This window comes from Neglectibacter sp. X4 (genome assembly GCF_009917365.1).
Taxonomy (GTDB): Bacteria; Bacillota; Clostridia; order Oscillospirales; family Acutalibacteraceae; genus Acutalibacter.
In genome coordinates, this window is the sequence record NZ_QWLE01000354.1 from 1 (window position 1) to 514 (window position 514).

Annotated in this window: 1 protein-coding gene; it reads left to right on the forward strand. The window is 31.1% G+C overall.

Annotation, left to right across the window (positions count from 1 at the left end; translation table 11 throughout):
- Positions 1-317: 317 nt before the first annotated feature.
- The coding region (locus D1841_RS18890; RefSeq protein WP_207710230.1) for a hypothetical protein at positions 318-514 on the forward strand (197 nt) is incomplete at its 3' end.

Here is a 514-nt window from a genome sequence, read left to right on the forward strand (position 1 = left end):
TATTATTGTTATAAAATGGATGTGCGATAAATATCGCTTATTTTGAACTATATCATAGCTAATAAATTTTTTAATAAGAGATTTTAATTATTTTGAAAATCCTGTCCCCAAATGTATGACTCGATTTGTTTTATATATAAACAAAGATAAAAATACCAATGAAATTCAGGTAGAAGACTTAATTGTAAAGGTAATAAAGTTTTGCTAACAAATCAAGTAGTAAAAAGAAGGTATAGACTAATGTGGAAGCAAGAGAATGAAGTTGAATGCAAATAGTAAAAAGAGCCATTGAAATATAGAGTTGGGAAAAGTCTGCCATGAAAAACAGATGTAGAAAAGCACTTCCATATATTGCACTTGTAATCCTGCTTTTGATTTTTAATGTGCCTTTTCCGGTGCATAGGGAGTTTTCCGGCATTCTGATACAGACGAAAAATCTGGATTTTTGCGAGAAAGTGACGGTGAAACTTGATGGCAGTTATCATTTGAACTGTCTGACTCATGACGAATACAA